Source organism: Culturomica massiliensis (assembly GCF_900091655.1).
GTDB lineage: Bacteria > Bacteroidota > Bacteroidia > Bacteroidales > Marinifilaceae > Culturomica > Culturomica massiliensis.
In genome coordinates, this window is the sequence record NZ_LT594620.1 from 47,180 (window position 1) to 66,367 (window position 19,188).

A 19,188-nucleotide genomic window follows, 5' to 3' on the forward strand; every position below is an offset into this window, starting at 1 on the left:
TTGTATTTAATTAAAATCTGAATTCCAATGACTCTAATCAAATCTATTTCAGGTATTCGGGGAACGGTAGGTGGTTATCCGGGGGATAATCTGACTCCGTTGGATATCGTAAAGTTTGTTTCTGCTTATGCCACTTGGTTGAAAAAGGGAGCCGGTAAAGAAAAAGCCAGGATCGTAATGGGGCGGGATGCCCGTATTTCCGGTGAAATGTATGCTAAATTGGTATCTGCCACCTTAATCGGGTTGGGGCATGATGTTGTAAATATCGGTTTGGCTACGACTCCGACAACAGAGATTGCCGTGACAGGAGAAAAGGCAGACGGGGGTATTATATTGACGGCCAGTCATAATCCCAAGCAATGGAATGCTTTAAAATTACTGAATGGACGAGGTGAATTTCTGACGGCAGCCGACGGAGCCCAGGTTTTAGAATTGGCTGAAAAGGAAAATTTCGAATATGCAGATGTAGATCATTTGGGACAGATTACAGAGAAAGATTATACCGATTATCATATTGAGCAGGTTTTAGGTTTGAAGCTGGTAAATAAAGAAGCAATTGCCAAAGCAAACCTGAAAGTGGTGGTAGATGCCGTGAATTCTGTGGGAGGAGTTGTTATACCCCGTTTGTTACGGGCATTGGGAGTCAAGGAGATTGTGGAGTTGAATTGCGAGCCGACCGGACGGTTTAAGCACAATCCGGAGCCGATTCCGGAGAATCTGACGGAAATTTCGGCTAAGATGAAAGAGTGCGGGGCCGATCTCGGTATTGTCGTGGATCCGGATGTAGACCGTTTGGCATTAATCAGTGAGAACGGAGAGATGTTCGGCGAGGAATATACGTTGGTGGCTGTGGCCGATTATGTATTGAAACATACTCCCGGTAATACGGTTTCCAATCTTTCTTCTTCACGGGCGCTCCAAGATGTAACCGAAGCATACGGGCAGGAATATAATGCTGCCGCTGTCGGTGAAGTCAATGTTGTGGCTAAAATGAAGGAAACCCATACGGTAATCGGGGGAGAAGGAAACGGAGGGGTTATTTATCCGGAAAGTCATTATGGCCGGGATGCTTTGGTAGGAGTCGGATTATTCCTGTCTCACTATGTGACAAAGGGTAAAAAAATGACGGAATTGAAAAAAGATTATCCGCAGTATTTTATCTCTAAAAATAAGATTACGCTTTCTCCGGAGATTGATGTAGATAAAATCCTGGAGGGCCTGAAAAAGAAGTATGCCAATGAAAAGGTAACGGATATCGATGGCGTGAAAATTGATTTCGAGAGGGGATGGGTACATCTTCGTAAATCGAATACCGAACCGATTATCCGGATTTATTCGGAGGCCAAAGACGAAGCTGCTGCCAATGCGTTGGCAGAGGAAGTGATTGAAACGGCAAAAAGCCTGTATTAATTTACGATTATAAGTAAGTTGTAAGCTACAAGTTCAGAAGGTATCGTTCTGGTTTCGGGTGTAAACGATAAATTTCTTGATAGGTAGCTTACAACTTTTTTGTTTATTAAGTTTGTGATATCTACTATCCTGTATTGTAAATTAAAAATATTCGTCTACTCTACATATAGTACCAATCCCTTTAAATACTCTCCTTCCGGGTGGTAAATGTTTATCGGGTGATCGGCGGGTTGGGTCAGTTGATGGAGGATGCTTACTTTGCGTCCGGTATTGGCGGCGGCAGTGAATACGGTTTGCCGGAATAATTCTTTTGTCATGACCTGTGAGCAGGAGAAGGTAAAGATAATGCCTCCCGGTTTAATGACTTCTATCCCTTTCCGGTTCAGCTTTTTGTATCCCTGGATGGCATTGTTCAATACATTCTGATGTTTGGCAAATGCCGGCGGGTCCAGAATAATCAGGTCGTATTTGTCGTAGGAGTGTTCAAGAAAACGAAATGCTTCTTCGGCAAATGCTTCGTGCCTGGGATCTCCCGGGAAGTTCAATTCTACGTTTTGCCTTGCCAATTCAATAGCTCTGGCAGAGACATCGACAGAATGTACAGAATGTGCGCCTCCCCGCATGGCATAGAAAGAAAATCCACCCGTGTAACAAAACATATTCAGTACGGATTTATCGCGTGCATACTTTTCCAATAGGCTGCGGTTTTCCCGTTGATCGATAAAGAAGCCTGTTTTTTGTCCTTCCAGCCAGTCTACATTAAATTTCAAACCATTTTCCAGAGCAATAAACGATTTTGCCTGACCGTATAAATAACCGTTTTTCGGTTCTATTGCCGCTTTGAAAGGTAATGTCGATTCGGATTTGTCGTATATGGCTGTTATTTGATCGCCTAACACTTCAACAATGGCTTTGGCAATGTTTTCCCGTTCCAGATACATACCGACGGAATGGAACTGGGTGACGGCTACATTGGCATATATGTCTACCACAAGGCCGGGCAGGTTATCGCCTTCTCCGTGAATAAGACGGTATACGTTGTTGGTTTGTGAATCTGTAAGCCCCAGGGAACGACGCTTCCGGTAAGCTTCAGTTATTCTTGTCCTCCAGAAGTTGTGGTCAATAACAGTGTCTTCGAAACTTAGTATACGTACGGCTATGGAACCGATCTGATAATGTCCGATAGCCAGGAACTGACGGTCTGCACTGTATACTTTAACGATATCTCCTTCCTGTAGTGTACCTTCTGTCTTGGCAATTGCTCCGGAGAATATCCAGGGATGGTATCTGAATACAGATTTTTCTTTCCCGCTTTTTAATAGAATCGAATTCATAAACCGTTTTTTATTTGTTTGGCTGACGGCTGCAAAAATAGATAAAAATCGGGAATAACAGAGAAAAAAATCCGGGAGCCTTTTTCAGCACTCCCGGATCAGATTAATTTTCCAGCATTTGTTTTGCCTTTTCTAAGATTGTTGTATCGTCAATTTGAACGATCCCCCCTTCGGGACCTTTTTCGAAATGAATACCGACTGCTTTCCCTTCTTCATAATGATCGCCCCCAAAGTAATTCCGGACGGTTTCAACATCAATGCCTAAGTCATCTGCAATTTTTTGCATGCTTCCTGAGGGCAATTGGTCTTTGATTCTCCTCAATTCGTTGAATGTCATTGTCGTCATATCTCAAAAGTTTTATGGTTATTCGTTGGAATAAATGTATGATTTCTTTTTGAAAAAAGCAAATAAAACGTTTGCATTAATTCTGTTCAGATATTACCCGACCAGTACAAATGATGTTAAATAAATCATTTTTAGCCGCTTAATCAGGAGGTGAATGTATGAATAAAAGCGGATTTTTATGCTCTGTTTTTTTTCGTATCTTTGCCGATGTTAAGTCTGTAGATTTATTCGGGGTTTTTGTAATTTCTTTACTGAAAACATATGGTGTTTGAATATATCTCGGCTATTAGAACGTATTTAATGGAGATCGGAATAAAAGGTTTACGTTCGTAAATTATAAATCTTTGGTTATATGGAATTTAAGGATTTAAAGATAAGCAAGCAGATATTGAATGCATTGGATGAAGCGGGATTTGAAATTCCGACTCCGGTACAGGTGGAAGCGTTTCCGGTAATTCGCTCGGGAAAAGATATGATTGGGATTGCTCAGACCGGTACTGGAAAAACGTTGGCTTATCTGATACCTATCCTGATGAAGTTGCATTATGCACAAGGTAAGTATCCCCGGGCCATTGTTATCGTGCCGACCCGGGAGCTGGTTGTGCAGGTATGTGAGAGTGTAGAATTGTTGACCGCTTATATGGATATCCGTTGTCTGGGAATATACGGGGGAACCAATATACGGACACAGCAGGATGCCGTGTATGAAGGTTGTGATTTGCTGGTGGCGACTCCGGGGCGTTTTATGGATATTTATATGAATGGAATTATCCGGACCACTTCCGTAAAAACGGTCGTAATCGACGAAGCCGACCGGTTAATGGATTTAGGTTTTATACCGCAGTTGAGAAGTATACTGGAGGTGATACCGGAAAAACACCAGACGTTACTTTTTTCCGCTACTTTTTCGGATACGGTGATTGCGTTGGCAGAAGAGTTTATGGTTGCACCTGAAAAAGTGGAGATTGCACCTCAGGCGACGACTGTGGATACTGTTGTACAATACCGTTACGATGTGCCGAACATAATGACTAAAATCAATTTGTTGAAATTATTGTTGGCGGATAAGGAGGTATATACAAGGGTTATGATTTTTACTGAAAGTAAGAAAAACGCCGATCGTATTACTGATAAACTGGCGGATTTTTGGAAAGATGAATTGAGTGTCATTCACTCCAATAAAGCCCAAAATACCCGTTTGAATGCTTTGAAAGCATTCCGGGAAGGAAGGGCCCGCATCATGGTTGCTTCTGATGTGGCGGCCCGCGGATTGGATATTCAGGATGTGTCACATGTTATCAATTTTGATATACCGACCTTGGCGGAAGAATATGTGCATCGTATCGGTCGTACGGCCAGGGCCGGTAAGGAAGGAACGGCTATAAGTCTGGTTGCACCCAGGGAGGAAGATAGATTTACCGATATCGAGCGTTTGATTGGTCAGTCTGTCGAAATGCTTCCTTTGCCTCAGAAATTGGAGATTTCAGATATTTTATTGGAAGAAGAGAAGGTCGTGACTGCCAATATTGTATACCAAAAGAAACCACGTCCTAAAGGAGGCGGGGCATTTCACCAGAAGTCCGCTAAAAACAACAAAGGAAAGAAAAAATGATTTTTGCTAAGTCCGCAGATCACGCTGATTCATTTGTGATTTAGATTTGTGACTGTGGCAGATATTTGTCATTAGGGGGCAATGCAATCTCGACTTTTCTAAACGATCTAAGTGTTTAAATCTGTAATCAGGGGTTGTCTGTGTGTCTAGTCTACAATCGTAAATCAAAAATCGTAAATAATAAAGACTCTGTAAATTAAGCGGATGCCTTTAATCTGCTCCCGGTCTTTCCGAGAACAATCTAAAATCTACAAATTGTCTTCATTGCATTACATCATTTTTAATGATCCGGATGATTTGATCGGCTTTGATATCGGAGGCGATGTATTGCTCCAGGATTTTTTTTGCCAATTCTCCGGCAGGCTTTTCCGGATCGCTGTCTGCGGCAGCCGTATTGATTAAAGTTATGATATTGTTTTTAAAGTCTGTCACGACGTTCCAGGCATTTTCGCTCAGGTACAATTGTTGTGAAAGATTGTATTCATATTCCTGCCGGATTTCGTTTGCCAGAAGCCGGTGGTATTCTCTGCCGGATATATTGGATAGGAGGGTTCTGGGTATCAAAGAATCTGGTTTCATCCTTTCGATGAAAAGAATGATTCTTTCATAGGCCAGTAATTTTAAATTTAAGAGTGTTTGGGTTGTCGACTCTTTAGCCGTTTCAGTTTTAGGGTTGGTATGTACATATTTATTGACGAAAATTTCCAATAAAGAAATACCTTTCCGTAACAAAGGGTACATCATCAAGGCGAGTAATATTAATGGCAATAGTAAATAATCTCCGATAGTCATAGCATATTTTTTTATTGGACAAAGATAATTTTTTAATTGAAAATCGTTTATCCTTCATCCTTTTTTATATCTTTGCAATCGTATGCGTATGATATATACAGAATCACCGATTAACCGGCTTTTTTTGAATATTAAAAAGCGTGATGAGTTTAATTTCTGAAACTCATTTTATCTCATTTTGCCGATACTTACGTAATGTAAATTTTAGATTTATGATTTTGGATTGCACCTACAATCTGTCCTTGTAAAAAAGAAAAATCATAAATCGTGAGTCAAAAATAATGGTTGATTTAAATCGGCATAATTGATCTGAATTTATAATTTACAATCTAAAATTTACAATTTAAATTTAAATATTATGGAATTACCGTTTGCAGAATCATTTCGAATCAAGATGGTAGAGACCATCCGTAAAAGTACACGTGAAGAACGTGAGCAATGGATCAAAGAGGCTAAATACAATCTTTTCAATCTGAAAAGTGATCAGGTATTTATAGACTTACTGACCGATTCGGGTACCGGAGCGATGAGTGACAAGCAATGGTCGGAATTGATGCTAGGGGATGAGAGTTATGCCGGAGCACGTTCTTATTATAAAATGAAGAATGCTATCAAGGAGATTTTGGGTTTTGATTATTTTTTGCCGACGCATCAGGGACGGGCAGCCGAAAATGTATTGTATTCCACGATCATTAAGGAAGGGGATGTTTTACCCGGAAATTCCCATTTTGATACAACCAAAGGACATATTGAGTTTCGTAAAGCGCTTGCGATAGATTGTACGATCGATGAAGCAGCCGATACCCAGTTGGAGATACCGTTTAAAGGCAATATGGATCCGGCTAAACTGGAAGATGTGTTGAAAAAATATCCGAAGGAAAAAATCCCCGCAGTTGTATTGACGGTGACCAATAATACGGCCGGAGGACAGCCTGTATCTATGCAGAATATCCGTGAAGTTTCTGCTTTATGTAAGAAATACGGTGTAAATCTTCAGATCGATTCGGCTCGTTTTGCTGAGAACGCCTATTTTATCAAAACCCGGGAAAAAGGATATGAAAATAAGACGATCAAAGAAATTGTCCGGGAAATGTTTTCATATGCCGATATTATGACAATGTCTTCTAAAAAGGATGCCATTGTAAATATGGGAGGTTTTGTTGCCTTTAAGAATGAGGAATTGTGGAAGAAATGCCAGATGTTCTGTATTATGAACGAAGGTTTTATTACTTATGGGGGGATGTCAGGCCGGGATATGAATGCTTTGGCGCAAGGCTTGGATGAAGGAACTGAGTTTGATTATCTGGAAACCCGGATCAGACAGGTAGAATATCTGGGTGCTAAACTGGACGAATACGGAATACCGTATCAGCGTCCTGCCGGCGGACATGCCATTTTTGTGGATGCTAAAAAGGTATTGACCCATGTTCCTAAAGAGGAGTTTATCGCACAGACCCTGGGAGTTGAATTGTATCTGGAAGCCGGTATCCGCGGGGTTGAGATCGGTTCTATCCTGGCCGACCGCGATCCGGTAACCCGTGAAAACCGTTACCCGCGTTTGGAGTTGTTGCGTTTGGCTATTCCGCGACGTACATATACCAATAATCACATGGATGTGATTGCTGCTGCATTGAAAAATGTGTACGACCGCCGTGAATCCATTAACAGAGGTTATGTGATTACCAAAGAGTTTCCGATTATGCGGCATTTTACCGTGGAATTGGAAAAAGCGAAATAAATGATAAAAGAGGCTGCCGGAGCAGCCTCTTTTGTTTATCCGGTGTTTTAGAATTCGGATAAAAATGTGTTCAGATTGACGTCGGTATTTGTAATATTGAGTTTTTTGCGTAATCGGCTACGCATCACCTCTATACTTTTAACCGTTACTCCGCAGAGGGCTGCAATTTCTTTGGACGACATATTCAGTCGTAGAAAAGCACATAGCTTTAGATCTGCCGGAGAGAGGTCGGGACAATATTCCTGTAATTTTTTGTAAAAATCGAGATAGACCTGGTTGAAATGTACTTTGAATTCATCCCATAAATCGTTTTTCATAACGGATTGTAATTCGATGACAATATTCTTGATTTCGGTAGCTTGCTGTCCTTTCAGGTCTGATTTAAGATGATGCAGGCGACTGATGATGGAATGTATGAGATCGGAGTTGCGGAGTAGAAACATTACATTGCTGGTCAGTTCTTTATTTTTGAATTCCAGGTCTTTTTCGAGGCTCTGCTTTTCCAGACGAATGCGTTTGTTACGGCTGTTGGCTAGAAAATAGAGCAGGGTTATCCCGCCTAATAAAGAAAGTATGATGACTAAAATAAGTTGGTAACGTAGTTCTTTGTTCTGGTTTTTTATCAGGGTTTCGGTTGTTCTTTTGTCAAAGTCATATTGCAGTTTCAGGGCCGTAATCTTAGAGGCAATGGTATCGTTGAACAATTCGTCTTTCAGGTCGAATAGTTTTTTCAGATATACATTGGCTTCCTGATAATCATGTTCCATTTCACAGAGATTGATGTATAACTGATAAGCATGCTGCAACAGGGATTTGGAGTGTATCTCTTTGGCTATTGCAATGGTTTTTTCCGTGTATTTACGGGATTCTTTCGTATCGTTGTCGTTATAGAATAATTGGGCCAGTTTCAAATAATTTTTTCCTAATCCCATTTCATTGTCTATTTTCCGGTTATATCCGATGCTTTTCCGGATACAATCGTGAGCTTTGTTTTTTTCTCCTTTATCGTGGTAATACAAAGCTATATTATTGTAGTATTGGCCCAGATATTCATAATTTAACGTGTCGCACAGAGCGATGGCCTGCTCGATATATTGTATGGCTTTATCCGGTTGTTCCAGCCGGTCGTAGCATAGGCCGATGTTGTTGTAAAAAGCATGTAAATTTTGGTACTGGCAACTGTCGCCCTGGCGTATCAGTTCTTCTGTTTTGTGTAGGGCTTCCATGAAGTAAGTAAGTGCGGATTCCGGTTTATTCAGGCGGAAATAAACCCCTCCGATGTTATTTTTAATGGAGAGTATATTTACTGCATTTTTTTCTTTTTCCATAATATTGAGCGCTTTTAGAAAAAATTCCAGCGCTTTGTCGTAGATGTCACATTGGAGGAAAATGATGGCGGCATTCGTGTAATATACACCGGTATGTTTTAAAGTTTTGCTCTGATCGATGATTTCCAGCATCTGTTCGGTATATTTCAGGCAGAGATTGATGTTGTGGGGTTGGGTTAAAAATGCCAGTTCGCTAAGTAATTGTATTTGTTTGTCGGGAATTTTTGTTTTTTGAAATTCGACCAGAAGACTGTCGGTTATTTTTTGTGTGTCGGAATAACTGGGGGAGGATATAGCTTTTGAAAAGAGAAACAGAAAAAACAGAACGAACAGGGGGCTGAAGATGATAGATTGAATGGCTCTCATGAAACTTATTATTAGTGCTGCTCAAATTTAGATAAAAAAATAAAAAATGAAATAATAGCTATTGTTTATTGTTGACATGCAATAATAATGACTATTCTTTTGAATGAAAATACGGTCTGTTTTGAGTTATATTTTAATTAAAATGAGTTATACAGTTTGGGTTCTGAGTCTAAGTTGATTACCCGGAAATGATAAACAGAGGCCGCCGGTGTAACCGGGCAACCTCTGTTGTTGTATAACGCAGGCGTCAGCGTTATTGCGCTTTTTTCTTAAAGATGTCGAAATTAAGACCTACAGAGAATTGCAGGCTGTTTTTCATCGGATTGTTGTCCGATACGGCGGCTACATAAGAAAAATCGGCCAAAAGATTGTAATAACGCAATCCGACACCGGTACTGAACCAGGTGGGATGTCCTTTGTCTTTATTGCCGTGATGGTATCCGGTTCTTAAGGCGACGGTCTTTGCGAACCAATATTCCGCAGCCAGAGCCCATGTAATATTGTCTGACTCGATATCGCCGAAAGACGAGAAATATCCTCCTACGCCCGATTTGTCCGGTTTTTCGCCGTCTTTATATTGAGGCGTGATAATAGCATTCCCTTCCAGGGCAATCAGTAACGAATGCTGTTGATTGAAATTCATTTCGTAGGAAGTACCCAGACGAAGGCCACCGGGGAGGTAAGCTTCGTTGTCGTTGCCGTATTTTAATTTCGAACCGATGTTAGCCAATGTCAGACCGGCTCTCCAAACAGAGTTTTCTTGCAAAAAATGGACCTCTTTGTTGAAGAACAATGAGATGTCGGCAGCAAAGGCATTGGCCGGATCGGCTTTTACTCCGCCTACCATTTGTCCCATCCCCAGTTCGGAACGGATGTATTTCAGCGTTGCACCTGCAGAGAGGTAGCGTCCCAGTTTCCGGGCATAAGCAATGTCGATGCTCATCTCGTAGGGATTTTGTTCGCCCATATTCATTCCATCTTCTCCGATGAACATTACGTCCCCGAAAGAAAAATACCTGAAACCGGCATTGATGGTCTGTACATCGTCGATCCGGTAAGAAAAGCCGATGCTTGACAGGTTAATGTCTTTGATGAGTTCCCGCATCCAGGGGCTATAGGTGTATGATAATTCCGCATTATTTTCGGAAAATGCCGATTTGGCGGCATTCCAAAAAATCGAATAAGGATCGGCGGAGGTTGAAGCTCCGATGGAGCCCATAGCTCCGGACCGGGCATCCGGTGCGATCGAGAGGAAATAAGCGCCGCTGTATAAAGAAGCGGTTTGGTTTTCCTGCGCTCTGACTCCGAGTGAGGCGAAGGCCGTAAGCGCTATAATTGAAATCTTTCTGATCATAATGACAATGTATAAAAGGGGAGAGGAGTGCCTCTCCCCGGATAAAACTTATTGTTTAACTACTTTAGAGGTAATTCTGTCACCTTTATGTTCTACTTCCAGAATATACATGCCTGCGGGCAAGCTGGTAATATCCAGTTCTTTTACGGAACCGGTCGTTACAGCCGTTTTTTCCGTATAGACGATACTGCCGTTCATGCTGTACAGGCGGAAAATTACTTCCCCATCGACATCGTCGGAACATTGGATGTTCAGAACATTTGTAGCCGGATTCGGGTAAGTTTTTACTTGGGCTTCGAAAATACCGCTGCCGCTGGTCTCTTCTTCTTCAACGGTTACCTTGAATGTAGTAGTCGCCTGTAATAATTCAGGATCTTTTGCCGTCAACGTGACGGTCGCTTCGCCTTTGGCTTTGAGAACAAATTCAAGAGTATGGGTTGCAGACACAAATACCTCGACAGTGTCCGGATGGGATGATATGGCTGTATAAGTCAGTTCGTCACCGTCCGGATCGGAAAATACGGTACCCAGTTCCAAACCTTCGACTAGTTTGCCGATTTTCACGGTCTTGTCGCCCGGTTGCTGGATCACGATCGGTGCCCGGTTTACTTTTTCTACATAATAGGCAACTTTCAACTGACGCTCGTTCGTGAATTCGTCTACGGCTTTTAATGTGAAAGTATGATCTCCGCTTTGGCCGTATTTAGGCGACAGGGTGACCGTGATGTTGTTTTGATCCCGGGTCAGGCTGGCGATGTTCTGTTCGTCTTCAATGACAGAAATTTCCATGTCGTCGTTTTCATTGTCGATGACTGTAAACCTGACGGTAGCTTCTTCCTCTTCTTTTACACGGATGGTTTTATCCAATTGCGTAATGACCGGAGCCGTGTTTTTCTTTAACGTAACCGGAACGATGGTTGTCGGTTTTCCGGGATCGTTACTCTTGATGACCAGGTTGGCCAGATTGTTACCTTCGCCTCTGGTCAAAGCTGCATTGGCATGCAGGGAAATCTTCACGGATTCTTCCGGTTGTAAGGTTTTCTCTTCGCCTTCCATTGTCAACCAGGCGCTGCTGGCCTCTTTTTCATATATTTTTTGTAAGAAGCCGAGTACGCCGTATTGGGATTGGAGTGACAGCAGATCGTCCCAGGTACCTTCCAGGTGTACTGTGAACCGTCCCTCTGTTGCGGGGTCGGTTACCGACATCAATGCTATTCCGGTATTGGGTTTGATGTAGATGTATACCCAGAATTTTTCTCCCGGATTGATATAGGCCGGATGGTCGAATTCTATGGTTTTTATGTTGATGATAGGCTGGCCGCCGTCTATTTCCGGTCCGCCGGTTGCTCTTAATGTACCGCTGGTCAGTACCTTGTTGTCAGAGAAAGAGTTGCCCGTGCGTACTTCTGCAACAAAATCTTCGCTTTCCAGGCTCATCAAAGAACCGTAAAATTTAAGGGTGGAAATATTGAATCCTTTTTCCGGTGCCGTATATTCGGTACATACGATGTACGCACTGAGAGCACTGGCTTGCGGGCCTAAAACCAGGATTTTTCCTTCGAAGTCGAAATTATAACTCAAACTGTCGTTATAGGCTTCACCGCTGCGTGTCGACTGTGTGCTACCCATTGTTGCCTGTGCTACCGGATAGTCCAGTATGTAGCCTTTGGTTATGGCAGGCGCAGCATTATTGCTTTGGCTTGCCTGTGCCGGAGTTGTATTGTCTTTGAATTCCAGATCCAATGTATACGTGAGTTTGTATTTGCCCGTATTGCTGATGACAACGGTTGTATCACAACTGAACGTAGTGTTCGGTGCATACAGGTCGATTTTTGCCGGATCGACGGTAACTTCGGCCGAATCCACAACAGCGTATTGCAATGGAATGCGTATCGTTTCATGTCCCGGCAGATCGGTTGTAAACACCAGCGTGTCGTTCATATTCATTACATTTTGCGTATTGAATATCTGAATAACGAAGCGTTGCGGGTTTTTACCGATTTCGAGCGGGCTGTCTGTATCAATAGGCATTTCGCGGATACTGACAAGGGCTCCTTCACCGCCATCGGGGGTCGGAGGCCAGGCGACTGCATCTTTCGACCAGTACAAAATATCGAAATCGGGCATATCCCAGGGATCCGGGCTGGCATCGGTGGTTTTACAGCTTAACCCGGTGATGTGGTAATAGTCGGTACCGGTATTCCGGAAAAAGAAATCATACGGGGTTGTCACAAAAGTTCCTACCGTGATGTCGGCGTATTCCAATTTTTCAGGCCAGCTTCCCTGCGGGGTTCCGGTCAGTGTCAGATCCAATAAAAGTTCTATTTCCTCTTTGTTGGGAACATTGGTCCGGATGACATTTTTCGTCGGGTGATGACCGGCCATCAAGCCTGCTGTATTGATTGTCATCTCGACATCGGCATTTTCTCCGGCTTTCAGGCTGGAGGTGCGTACCGGATAAAATTCGACGGCACTGTTCATGTCCAGATAACGTTCGGCTAGGGTCATACGTTCTTTATCGTCGTAGGAAGCTCCTTCGTAAGCCAGGCCGGATATGCCGAATGCACCAATCTGTATACCTCCTTCGGATAATTTGTATTGGAATTTGATGTTTCCGTTTTTATACAGTATGGCTTGGTAACACAGACCGAGGCTCACTACGTTGCCGTAATTCAGGAAGGAAATGATAACCCTGTCGGTCTCTTCCTTATAGTAGATACCACCCGGAATGCCTGTCGGAGAATACTCGGCAGGGACCGGAGAATGGTGTCCCCAGTAAGGGGCTATATAAGGCGTAAAGTCTGCTCTGAAATCTTCCGGCCACATGTCTAAAGGCGGGAAGTCTTTGAACGTAATGAAACCGGGACCGTATACATATATCTTGTTGTACTTTTTACCGTAAAATGTAAAAGAAAACGGTAATTCCTGTGCAAAACTTACGTTGGTCCGGAAGTATTTCTCTCCGTAGTAAATTTCAGAGTCGGTAATGTCTTCCCATTGGTTCGTCACATCGTTGAAGTCCAAAGAAGACTTGTACAGGTATTCTGCTTTTTCACCTTCTTTCAGGGTATCGTTTGCCGGAAAAAACAAGGTGTTGGGAACAATCATGTAATTCAGGTCGGCTTCTCCTGTATTTTTGATGTCCAGATGAACGGTTTTGCTGTCACCGCTCTTCATAGTTTCGGCAAATATGGTCGGTGTTACGGTAATGTCCGGAGCTGCGACGACGCTAGACAGGATATGGGCTGTCAATTCCTGGTTCTTTTCTGTTTTTATCGTCAAAAGCGTTTCGAAATTACCTTTCGACGTCGTGTTTGCCTTAATGTAAAGGTCTTCGGACGTACCCGGTTTTAGGATAAACGGAACGGTTTTGTTTATTGTGAAATCGGTATTCGACAGCGTGATATCGGTGATCGCGATCTGATCTTTTCCGTTGTTGATCAAACTGACCGCACCGGTTGAAGTCGAGTGTTGCATGATGTTTCCGAATAGCAGACTGTCGTTGCCCAATATGACATGGGGTTGGTAGTAATCTCCGGTGATATTGGCATCGAAGCGGATGATTGAAGTCGATTTATTCGGGTCGTTACACAGCAGGGCCAGCAGGTTGGTCAACTCTCCTTTATACATCGTGGTGTCTGCAGAGAAGGTGACTTCGATCGTTTGGGTTTCGTTCATTCCGATTACTCCCGATAACGGGGAAATTGAACGGATCATGTTTTTACCCGGCGCGGTTATCTTTATTGCTGTTTCGTCTCCGATGTATTGCCATAAGTCGATTCCCTGGCGGGATAAGTCCGCACTCGCCACGACAAAGGCGTCGTTTACATCATAATCGATGCAGGCAATGAAGATACCGTCGGACAAATGCACTTCATACGGGTCGTATTTTTTGTAGGCGATATCGATGTCTCCGTTCGGAGAAAGAGCGATGCGGAAGCTGACCGTAACATTGCTGTACCGCGGTATGACATTTTCATAGCTGACTACAAATTTCCCGTTCTGTTTGGCATACATTATCTTACTTTCCGGAGAGAATGTCAGGGGTTTTCCCAGGGCGGAAATCAGATCCAGGCCTCCTGTACAGGTGGGCGAGGCATCCGGTATCATACAGGAGTGTAATGTCCCTTCCTCTCCGCTGAACGAGAGGGCTCCGTATTGGCCGATGTATACGGTTTCGAATTCTTTGTCGTAGAATGGAAATTTGAAACCGATATTGACTCCTTCCGTCCAGAAATCCCTGTTGCCGACCAATTGGTTTTGTACTTCATTGGCATTGAGAAGCTCCTCCCATTGAAATATGCAGGCTGCATTTTCATTGTAGCCCGGAATATTGCTGATGTATTCGAAACCGTGTTTGTGGGATGTTTTACCCAATCCTTCGATGGTTTCGTCGGTGAATTTCGGGAAAATGTATTCCAGCGGATACGATCCGGTATTACTGATCGTGAACGATTTGGTTACAGGAGCTGCATTTATTTCCAGATCACCGACAGCGATTTGTGTCGGATCAACGGTGATTTTAGCAGGGTCGATTGCCGTTCCCGTCAGGGTGATCGAATGAGTCAGTCCTTCTTTGCTGGTCAGTTTGAAAACGGATTTAAAGACATCTTCGTGGTCCGGTTTGAAGTCTATTTTGACTTTCTGTGTTGTCCGGGCTGCAAAGGATTGTATATACCCGTCCGTAAGTTTGAAATTATTTGCGGGGCTGAATTGGATACTGCCGTCGTATTCATAGAGGGAACTGCCTGATTTACCGTTGAATTTACCGTATCCGGCGTTGTATATTTCGATCTCCAGCGTTTTTTTCTCGCCGACGAAAATTTTGCCGAAATCTACGATTTTGGCACTTTGCAAATTCGGTTTATGACCGGATACCGTCAGTGTACCTGGAACTTTCTTCTGGGGCTCCTGGTTGTAATTGCTGTTTACGGATAAATTGAAATTATATACGCCGTTGATAAGTTTTACCTTTTCGGGAGCGACATACACCTTTTGTGCTTCGCTGGGTTTTACCGTGCCGGAAGCCGGGGTCAGGGTGATATAGTTCGTCCAGTCGGGATAATGACTGACCGCACTGACAATCCAGGTTTGCGTGTTGGCGTATTGACTCAGATTACCTTCGCTCAATACCGATTTTAACGTAGACCATGTTTTTCCCCGGTCGGAACTGTAGTAACTGTATTGGGCTGCATTTGAGTTTTCGATTTCATGTCCGCATGCCAATGGATTTTTATGTCCTCTCGGCATATGAAAAACCACCCAGAAACCGCTTCCGGGCTTGAAATACAGGTTTTCACTGAGTACCAGGTCGCCTATAAACGGATTACGGGCAGGCAGTGTATCGCTGAGCAAACAGTCTTCTGCCGTAAAATTGCTGACACCCTGATAGATTTCCAGGATAGGCTGTCCTTTGCTGTAGACACCGTTTAATTGTATCCCCGTTAAATTAAATCCATTCGGGAAAAAATCCGGACTGATATAGAAGAACTGAGCCAAAGAGTTCCACTGTGCTGTGTCGGATTCTCCGATGCGGTATAGATATTCCCGGTAATATTTAATATTGCGGGGGAATTCGTCCATGTTCACTCCGGATTCGATGATTTTCACCGGAGCTTCTTCCACGCCGGTAACCGATCCGTGATAAACGGAGCTGTTTGATATGGCTTGTTCCTGTGAGGCCATTGTCAGGAGGGCGGAATTACTGCGGGGGGTGAAACTTTGTTTGCTGCCTCTGATATCGAGTTCCCATTTCAGCATACCTTCTCCAGTATTTTTGATTTCCATAGAGTCGATGGCATCATAGGATTGGGTAACGTCCATTTTGAGTGTGAACTTGTCTTTGGCAATTTCCATTACGGGGCCGGCGTTGGTTGCTATCTGCTTAACTTCGGATAGCGGGGACGCATTGTTCCAGCGGTCGAATGCCCGGATGGCAATCCAGTAATTGGTTTCAGCTTTCAGATTCGGGATCATGACATGTACAACATCCCCGGCTTTGTTGAAACGGGTAGCAAGAGTCATCGACTTGAGCGCCGATAAATCGCTGGATGCCGTAAATGCTTGCTCACTGTAATATACGATACAGCGTGAAACGGGATCTCCGTCCGGATCGGCCGGCACTTTCCATTCGGTGTGAATATCTTCCTGAGATGCAATCAGCTTGATGTCGTTTATCACTGCCGGCGGATTTGTATTTTTTTGTCCCAATGCCATATAAGCATCGATATATCCGTTCCCTAATTTACCCAGGTATTCTGGATTATAGGGATATATATCGTGTACCGATTCCGTCAGGCGGGTTCTCAGTTCGGCATTTGTAAAATCACTGCCGCCGTATTTTGCTAAGACGAGGGCTGCTATACCGGAAACGTGCGGACAGGCCATAGATGTACCTTGCATATAACGGTAGCCGTTGTTCGGATAGGTACTCAATACTCCCCATGCTTCGCCGCCCAGGTCCATGTCTCCTCCGGGGGCGCAGACATCAGTCCAGACTCCGCGGGTGGAAAAGTTGGACATTTTGAAGTCTACACTCATGGCTGTTACGGCAACGGCTGTCGGGTAGGCTCCCGGATAGAATTCTCCTTCCGATTGGGTATTGCCGGCAGAAAAGATACAAAGACCGCCTTTCATCGGGCTGCCTTCATACTGACCTGCTTCTTCGGTGAAATAATCCATAGCATCCAAAACGGCTTGCTCGAAAAAACCGGGTGCCGTCCATCCCCAGGAACATTGAGCGATAACAGCTCCGGCATTGGCTGCATATACAAACGGTTTGGCGAAATCGCCCTGTCCTTTGTCGTCAAATACCTGACAAGACATTAGGCGTACGCCGTCGTTATTGCCGCTTCCTCCGGCAACTCCGCTGACACCTTTGCCGTTGTTGTTGACAGCGCCGACTGTTCCGGCCACATGTGTACCGTGCGGGTGAGCGCTGATTGTTCCGCTATTTGTACAGAAATTATAGCCGTAGATATCATCTACATATCCGTTACCATCATCGTCAACTCCTTCTTCTCCGTTTAATTCGGCTTCGTTTATCCACAAATTGTCGATCAGGTCTTCGTGTTGGATGTCGATACCTCCGTCAATAATGGCAACAACCACATTGCGGGCTCCCGTCGTGATCTTCCAGGCTTCGAAAGCATTGATATCACTGCCCGCAATACTTCCCTGTACTCGTCCGTCATTGCGATAATGCCATTGATTTACCAGTCCCGGATCATTGAACGGTTCTCCGGCCCGTGTCCGGGGACCGGAAGGGAGATTGGCCGGAACGGATTTGTATTTCGGCAAATCCTGGACTCTTACGATTTCTGCGATTTTGATTCCGGATATGCCTTTGTATTTATCTGCGGCTTGTTCCGGAGTCAATTTTGCATCATAACTGATTTCATACCATAAATGAAGTCCGTGTTTTCTCATACGTTCTTCAAATTTCGGCGCATAAGGGAAAACCCGTTTCATTTCTACGGCTTTGATATCCTTATTGATTTTATCAAGCGGCTGGATGCCGGTCGATACGATCCCCCCTCTGGTTTTAGGGGTGTTTCCCAGTTGTTGTGCTACGGCAGGCTCAAGTTTGACCCTGATTACACCGTCTTTGACATAACTCGATAATTGTTGTCCATATATCGGTAGGCACCAGAATACCGATAATAGAATGAGACAACTTAAAAACCACGTTTTTCGCATACTTTAAAATGTTTAGGTTGATTCTCTATTTTAATTTGTGAGCATTAATTCGGTTGTGAACTGTATATATTTTTAATGTAAAAAATTTTAATTACAGAGAAACAAATGTTCAGATTCAACTCCATCTGTTTTCAGAAATTTTTTAGAAAAAATTAATGTTTATTAGAATTTGTCGCAAGAAAAGAAATTTGACTTAAAATTTACTTTTAAAGTACCATAACAAATCCACTCGAATTGTTGCTAAAACGGTTGTTTTGGGAAAAACATACCTTAATAAAACCATAACAAATTGAGTTAAAATATTTGAAATGAGTTAAAAATGTGCAATGTCTTGGGGGGATAGAGAAAAGAAAAAAAGGTGAGGTAAAGGCGAATGATAAGGTGCCGCAAAAGGTGGTAAATAAAAAAAAGACCCGGTAACGGGTCTTTGAAAACAAATCGAGGAATGACTTATCAATAGCTGATAAAGCCGCTTCTGAAAATACTGGACTGTGATGTCGGAACCAATATACCGGAGAATGTCAGGTTATTGTTGTTCATCATCGGATAGACAGTAGCCTGTGCATAATTATCACCATAACTTAAGTTGATAACGATCTGTGCAGTCAAAGCCGTTCCGTTGACATAGAAAGAATAGGTGATGTTACCGTACTTGTCCGTTGAGCTTTTGATTTGTGACGGACTGCCTTGTACGGTGATACCTCCCAAACCATTCGGTCCGGCGATTCCGTTGAAAGCCAACTGTACGTATACCGTATTGTCCTTGAATTGGATAAAATTGGTATTGTCGGATACCGGAATTGCATTTCCGCGTCTGCCGTACAAAGTATTGGCCATCAATACCCAGTTGTTGTCTTTTATTGCGCCTACAGCAGCATTGAAAGCATCCATGTTGGCAACCTGGCGGGCGTGACGTCTTTGGTCACGTTTCATTTTACGAATCTGTTTTTTCGTCAGTTCTTGAATTTGTGTTTGAGACTGTACTTGTTGTTGAGCAAGCAATTCCATTGCAGGGAATAAAAATAGTCCCATCAATAGAAGAATAATTACTTTTTTCATGGTAAGTAGTTTATTTGGTTTATTAATGTATTATTGTATATCCTCGGCCACTGTTCGGTAGGATATCTTCCCAACTATTGAGTAATTTAAGTCGTGAGGACCTGTTTAAAGGCTTCAATAACCTTTGTTTAAAGAGGCTACGAAAAGTATT

10 protein-coding genes are annotated in these 19,188 nt (G+C 43.2%); 3 read left to right on the forward strand and 7 right to left on the reverse strand.

Annotated elements, in window-relative coordinates:
- Positions 1-27 precede the first annotated feature (27 nt).
- Positions 28-1,410, forward strand: coding sequence for a phosphoglucosamine mutase (gene glmM, locus BN8908_RS00635; protein WP_068688370.1), 1,383 nt, complete (start codon positions 28-30; stop codon positions 1,408-1,410).
- A gap of 155 nt (positions 1,411-1,565) precedes the next feature.
- On the opposite strand, the gene BN8908_RS00640 is transcribed toward glmM, so the two are convergent.
- Both BN8908_RS00640 and BN8908_RS00645 read right to left on the reverse strand, forming a co-directional pair.
- Positions 1,566-2,744, reverse strand: a complete 1,179-nt coding sequence (locus tag BN8908_RS00640) for a class I SAM-dependent rRNA methyltransferase (RefSeq protein ID WP_068688372.1) — start codon at positions 2,742-2,744, stop codon at positions 1,566-1,568.
- Positions 2,745-2,847: 103 nt separating this feature from the next.
- Positions 2,848-3,090, reverse strand: a complete 243-nt coding sequence (locus BN8908_RS00645; protein WP_021986468.1) for a hypothetical protein — start codon at positions 3,088-3,090, stop codon at positions 2,848-2,850.
- 352 nt (positions 3,091-3,442) lie between these two features.
- On the opposite strand from BN8908_RS00645, the gene BN8908_RS00650 reads away from it, so the two are divergent.
- Positions 3,443-4,702 carry a DEAD/DEAH box helicase gene (locus tag BN8908_RS00650; RefSeq protein WP_068688374.1) on the forward strand — a complete coding sequence of 420 codons (1,260 nt, stop codon included), beginning with the start codon at positions 3,443-3,445 and terminating at the stop codon, positions 4,700-4,702.
- 261 nt (positions 4,703-4,963) lie between these two features.
- On the opposite strand, the gene BN8908_RS00655 is transcribed toward BN8908_RS00650, so the two are convergent.
- A complete protein-coding gene (locus tag BN8908_RS00655; protein ID WP_021986465.1) occupies positions 4,964-5,494 on the reverse strand; it encodes a DUF7935 family protein in 531 nt (176 codons plus the stop codon).
- 358 nt (positions 5,495-5,852) lie between these two features.
- Between BN8908_RS00655 and BN8908_RS00660 the strand changes: the two genes are divergently transcribed.
- Positions 5,853-7,232, forward strand: coding sequence for a tryptophanase TnaA (locus BN8908_RS00660; RefSeq protein WP_021986464.1), 1,380 nt, complete (start codon positions 5,853-5,855; stop codon positions 7,230-7,232).
- Positions 7,233-7,279: 47 nt separating this feature from the next.
- Here BN8908_RS00660 and BN8908_RS00665 read toward each other — a convergent pair whose 3' ends face one another.
- The 4 genes from BN8908_RS00665 to BN8908_RS00680 form a co-directional block, all read right to left on the reverse strand.
- On the reverse strand, positions 7,280-8,926 hold the full coding sequence (locus BN8908_RS00665) for a tetratricopeptide repeat protein (protein WP_068688376.1): 1,647 nt from the start codon (positions 8,924-8,926) through the stop codon (positions 7,280-7,282).
- Between the two features lie 253 nt (positions 8,927-9,179).
- Positions 9,180-10,280 (reverse strand): type IX secretion system outer membrane channel protein PorV, encoded by a 1,101-nt coding sequence (gene porV / locus BN8908_RS00670; RefSeq protein WP_068688378.1) that lies wholly within the window; start codon positions 10,278-10,280, stop codon positions 9,180-9,182.
- A gap of 48 nt (positions 10,281-10,328) precedes the next feature.
- A complete protein-coding gene (locus BN8908_RS00675) occupies positions 10,329-17,978 on the reverse strand; it encodes a S8 family serine peptidase (RefSeq protein WP_068688380.1) in 7,650 nt (2,549 codons plus the stop codon).
- Positions 17,979-18,431: 453 nt separating this feature from the next.
- On the reverse strand, positions 18,432-19,037 hold the full coding sequence (locus tag BN8908_RS00680; RefSeq protein ID WP_021986460.1) for a DUF4251 domain-containing protein: 606 nt from the start codon (positions 19,035-19,037) through the stop codon (positions 18,432-18,434).
- Between the last annotated feature and the right edge of the window lie 151 nt (positions 19,038-19,188).